Source organism: Anaerolineales bacterium, from assembly GCA_022866145.1.
GTDB lineage: Bacteria > Chloroflexota > Anaerolineae > Anaerolineales > E44-bin32 > PFL42.
The window spans coordinates 1-4,166 of record JALHUE010000203.1 but is presented as its reverse complement, the minus strand read 5'-3'; the positions used below and the strand labels follow the sequence as shown (position 1 = coordinate 4,166).

Below are 4,166 nucleotides of genomic sequence, written 5' to 3'. Positions count from 1 at the left end.
GTAGTTGTTGTACCCGGTCACGGCATCGTACGCCGTCAACGGGTCACCGAGCTCATCGGTCGTGGCCCCGGTTGTTGCAGCCGCCTGGTCGGCGGCTCCGGCTGCCTCCTCGGGGGGCACCTGAGCAGGGCCTACGCCGCATGCCGCCAGCAGGCTTGTGCCGGCCACCACCCCCGTCGCCCGCATGAATGCTCTTCGAGACAAGTACTGATCCTCAGGCGTGATTTCCGAGGGTTTGATCTTCAGCATAGCGACATGCCCTCCCAGGCCGGCCGTAACTACGGGGACATTCTCCCCGCTGGCAATCCGGCCAGCCTGCCATTGGACGCACCCCAACCGGCTGGCCCTACACGCTCCCCGCCGTGCCACAGGCGAAAGCGCGACCCCCGGATCGAATCCGGGTATGGGGTCCATTCTCCCACGGGCCTCTTCGCGACGTGTGAGAGTTGGGTAAGGCGCGAATGAGAACCGAGGGAGGCTGGCGTCCCCCCGGCAGTCGGTCAGCCACCTGCTCCGGGGTTGAGTTCCGCCATCAGATGCTCGAGGATCAGCGGCGCAGGCTTGGCCGGGTCTCTCTCAAGCGTGAGCGCCCCGGCTTCGCAGGCCGAGACACACACCCCGCACCCCATGCACCGCTCGGCATCGACCGTCGGCGCCGGCTGCGCCCAGACCAGCGCCCCGAAGGGGCAGGCGGTCTCACAGGCGCCGCAGGCAAGGCAGGCGTGCTCGGCGACGACACACACGTAGCCCGAGGAGGCCAGCATCGGCGTCCCGCTTCGCATCGACTGCATGGCGCCACAGCAGCATGGGCAGCAGTTGCAGATCGCGTAGAAGCGCCCCAGCATGGCATCTTTGAAGAAGGCATGCTGGACATGGCCGCGGGCATGCTCTTCCTCGAGGATGCGCTCAGCTTCGGCCGGGCTGATGGGGCGCGCCCGCTGCCGGTGTTCCTGCAGCACCAGGCTGGCAAAGGGCTCGCCGACGATCAGACAGACGTCTAACGGCAGGCAGGGGGACTCGCGGGCCGAGCGGCACGGGCAGACGAGGGCAACGATGTGGTCGGGGTTGCGCAAGACGATGTCCCTTGCCACCGGGAAGGGGATCACGTGCTCGAGGTTGGTGAGGCAGACATCCTCCTCGACGCGCACCAACTGCCGGGCTTGGTCGAGCAGCAGCACCTTCCCGTGATAACCGCGGGCATGCCGGAGATCCGCCGCACCGGTAGACGCCGGCTGCGACACCAGGGCTGCGATCGCCCCAATCGCAGCCCGAAGCCAGCCCGGCGCTTTGCGCTCCCCCACTCCGAGGCCGATGTACAGGTAGGTCCACCGGGCGTAGACGTAGCCGTGGAGGAAATCGAAGAGCGAGTAGCCCGCCACCCGGCGGCCTTCGGACCAGAAGGCCGTCCATGAGGGACGAGCCGTCCCCCTCGCCTGCTCCCAGGGATCATCCTGCGGGCCCGGCCCAGACAGCCGGGCTGCACTACGATTTTCGTGCTGAACCATCCCCTGCCTCGCCGGCCGTCTTGGACTCTCGATACCGCCGGCAGCTTCTCGCCCGGACTGAGTCTAGCATGCCCGAACGGCAAGGCCACGTTCTCGGCCGGGCGAGGTGCGGCTCGTCAGGCTGGTCAGGAGCCGCGGTTGCGGGTATCCTCGCCTGAGTCCACGGAGGAGATCCAGGTGAATCCAGCTCGCCGCCGGGCGCAGGGACAAGCTCAGCGAATCCTGCATTCCAGGCCGATCTACCTCGATACCGAAACCACGGGGCTTGGGCCCGAAGCCGAGATCGTCGAAATCGCCGTTCTCGACACGGACGGCAGCCTGCTCTTCGAATCGCTTGTGCGGTCGTCTTCGCCCATCCCTCCCGACGCCACCCAGGTCCACGGGATCACGACCGCCATGGTCGCCCAGGCCGCCGACTGGCGCGGAGTTTGGCCGGAGGTCGCGCCGATCCTGGCGGACCGACCGATCGCGATCTACAACGCCGAGTTCGATCAGAGGATGATCCGCCAGGCGCATCGCCGCGCTTCACTGGCCTGGGAGGTTCCCTCCAGCCAGTTCACCTGCCTGATGGAACTTTATGCCGAGTTCCGCGGTGATTGGAACCCAATGAAGGGGTCCTACCGCTGGCACAGCCTGGATGTGGCCAGCCGCCATTGCGCCTTACCCTTGACCAACAACCACCGTGCCGGACAGGACGCCCAGCTCGCCCGACTGCTGCTCGAATACATGGCCCAGCCCCCAGCCAATTCTCCAGGCAGCTGACTGGACGAGGACGCAGATGCCCCAGGATCGCGTGTGCTTCCAGGACCATATGCCGGGGAACGTATGCTTCGGGTGCGGCGCCGAGAACCCGGACGGCCTGCAGATCAAGAGCTTTTGGGAGGGCGAAGAGGGAGTGTGCGTCTTCCATTCCCAGCCGAAGTTCCACGGCTGGGAAGCCGTGATCAACGGCGGCATCCTGGCCACAGTCATCGACTGTCACACGATGTGCACCGCCATGGCCGATGCTTACCGCCGCGAGGGTCGCCCCCTAGGCTCTGAGCCAGTCTATCGGTACGCCACTGGCACGATCACCGTCCGCTACCTCAGGCCCACGCCCAACGACCGCCCTATCCACGTCCTAGCCCGAGTCGTGGAGGTCAAAGGACGCAAGACGCGGCTCACGTTCGAAGTGTTGGCAGACGGTGTGAAAACGGCAGACGGAGAGGCCATCGGCTTCCGTGTGTTGGAGGGCGAGCCGGAGGATGGGAGTCTCTTCCGCTAGGATCCTGAAGGCCGGACGGGGAATTGGCTTGCGTGCCAGGCGCGGCAACGCGCTCCACGGGCTGTGCCGCGCCCTTCGGGCGGGCGAAGCCGGTGCCAGGCGGCGGATCTACTAGGCCTGGGGGTCCTTTGGCTCGGGAGGCTCGTCGCTTTCGGCCATGCGCTCGATGAACTCCTCGAACACGTTCAGGCGGCTGCGCTCGTTGACGGCCGCCGAACGCGGCTTGGCCTTCTTGCGAGACTGCCGCGCGCCGGCGGCCGAAGCCAGGTCTTTCAGGGCCCCCGACTTCCACAACACCAGGTACAGCAGTAAAGCGACCAGTCCAATCACCGGCAACATCGCTACCTACTCCTGTCTTCCCCGGATTGCCTGAGCGCGAGGCGTGCCCCCGCTGAACAGGGAGATCCACTCTTCATCCTATCACAGTGCCTAGCGCCGGTAAGGCGGCCATGAGTTCCACTTGCAAGTGCAACGCTATGAGGAGAATAGCATTGCACTTGGAGAAAGAACCCGCGCGCAGCCGAGGGGCGTCGGCCGAGCGCGCAGAGCCTCAACCGTGAAGGCGCGTCCGCCATCCGGGCGCCTTCCTCGCCCCTGTCGGCGGCTAGTCCACTCGGACCGTCAGGCCGTATTGCCGGCCGCGATGCGAGAGGGATTGCAGGAATTGCTCCGCCTGCTCATGACCCCGAAATCGCCTCTCCGCCTTGCGGAAGGCAGGCGTGTGGAAGCGCCGCCGGCTGCCTTCTCGCTTGGCGCCGAGAACCCGATGGAGCAGTTCGTGATACAGCACGTAGGCAACCACTTGCTCCGGGACGTCCGGCGCGTCGAGCCTGCGGCTGAGCACGATCGTTTCGGTGGCGGGTTCGAACCGGCCGAACTCGCGCAGGGTCGAGATGGGGTTCCACTGGATGACGGGCATCACAAGCCGTCCGTCAAAGTACTCCCGGTTGACGGTTTGAAAGATCGACTCCAGATTGTGGGTGCGGCCTGCGGTCCTGGGCGGTGGCACCGCCCCACCGGCCTGCTCGACAGCACGCAGCCGCTGACGGAACGCCGGGCTCTCGGCATAGGCGTGGACTACCGCCCGATGCTGCTTCTTGCGGCTGTAGGGGAGTACGATCTTGACAAGGCCGGCGATCACCGCCGGGGGCGCCATTAGGAAGCCCTCGCTGATCGATAGGCGAACGTCGTCCGCGTGCGTCAAGCCGCGATACAAGCCAGGCAGATGGGTGATCTCGATTCTAGGGCGCGGATCGACTCGCATGGCCTGCCGCAGGGTGAGCACATGCTCCTGCAGCGCCTGCTCCTCGCCGAGGTAGCTCAGCCACTGATAGGCCCGTCGCGATGGATCCGGCAGCGTCTCAGGACCCAAGCCTGCCCGCTCCAGCACGACCGCG

General features: G+C 66.2%; 6 protein-coding genes. 2 read left to right on the top strand and 4 right to left on the bottom strand.

The window, feature by feature from the left end; all coding sequences use genetic code 11:
• Together MUO23_06450 and MUO23_06445 are read right to left on the bottom strand one after the other, a co-directional pair.
• On the bottom strand, positions 1–249 hold a 249-nt coding region (locus MUO23_06450), incomplete at its 3' end, for a twin-arginine translocation signal domain-containing protein (GenBank protein ID MCJ7512596.1).
• 251 nt (positions 250–500) lie between these two features.
• A complete protein-coding gene (locus MUO23_06445; GenBank protein MCJ7512595.1) occupies positions 501–1,505 on the bottom strand; it encodes a 4Fe-4S binding protein in 1,005 nt (334 codons plus the stop codon).
• Positions 1,506–1,682: 177 nt separating this feature from the next.
• Between MUO23_06445 and MUO23_06440 the strand changes: the two genes are divergently transcribed.
• A complete protein-coding gene (locus MUO23_06440) occupies positions 1,683–2,267 on the top strand; it encodes a 3'-5' exonuclease (protein ID MCJ7512594.1) in 585 nt (194 codons plus the stop codon).
• Between the two features lie 16 nt (positions 2,268–2,283).
• Positions 2,284–2,769 carry a hypothetical protein gene (locus MUO23_06435; protein ID MCJ7512593.1) on the top strand — a complete coding sequence of 162 codons (486 nt, stop codon included), beginning with the start codon at positions 2,284–2,286 and terminating at the stop codon, positions 2,767–2,769.
• 111 nt (positions 2,770–2,880) lie between these two features.
• Here MUO23_06435 and MUO23_06430 read toward each other — a convergent pair whose 3' ends face one another.
• Together MUO23_06430 and MUO23_06425 are read right to left on the bottom strand one after the other, a co-directional pair.
• A complete protein-coding gene (locus tag MUO23_06430; protein MCJ7512592.1) occupies positions 2,881–3,108 on the bottom strand; it encodes a hypothetical protein in 228 nt (75 codons plus the stop codon).
• A gap of 265 nt (positions 3,109–3,373) precedes the next feature.
• On the bottom strand, positions 3,374–4,166 hold a 793-nt coding region (locus tag MUO23_06425), incomplete at its 5' end, for a SprT-like domain-containing protein (protein MCJ7512591.1).

Bases quoted from the DNA above. Each gene is read 5' to 3' on its own strand.
- MUO23_06445 (MCJ7512595.1), bottom strand. From the start codon at position 1,505: ATGGTTCAGCACGAAAATCGTAGTGCAGCCCGGCTGTCTGGGCCGGGC.
- MUO23_06435 (MCJ7512593.1), top strand. From the start codon at position 2,284: ATGCCCCAGGATCGCGTGTGCTTCCAGGACCATATGCCGGGGAACGTA.
- MUO23_06430 (MCJ7512592.1), bottom strand. From the start codon at position 3,108: ATGTTGCCGGTGATTGGACTGGTCGCTTTACTGCTGTACCTGGTGTTG.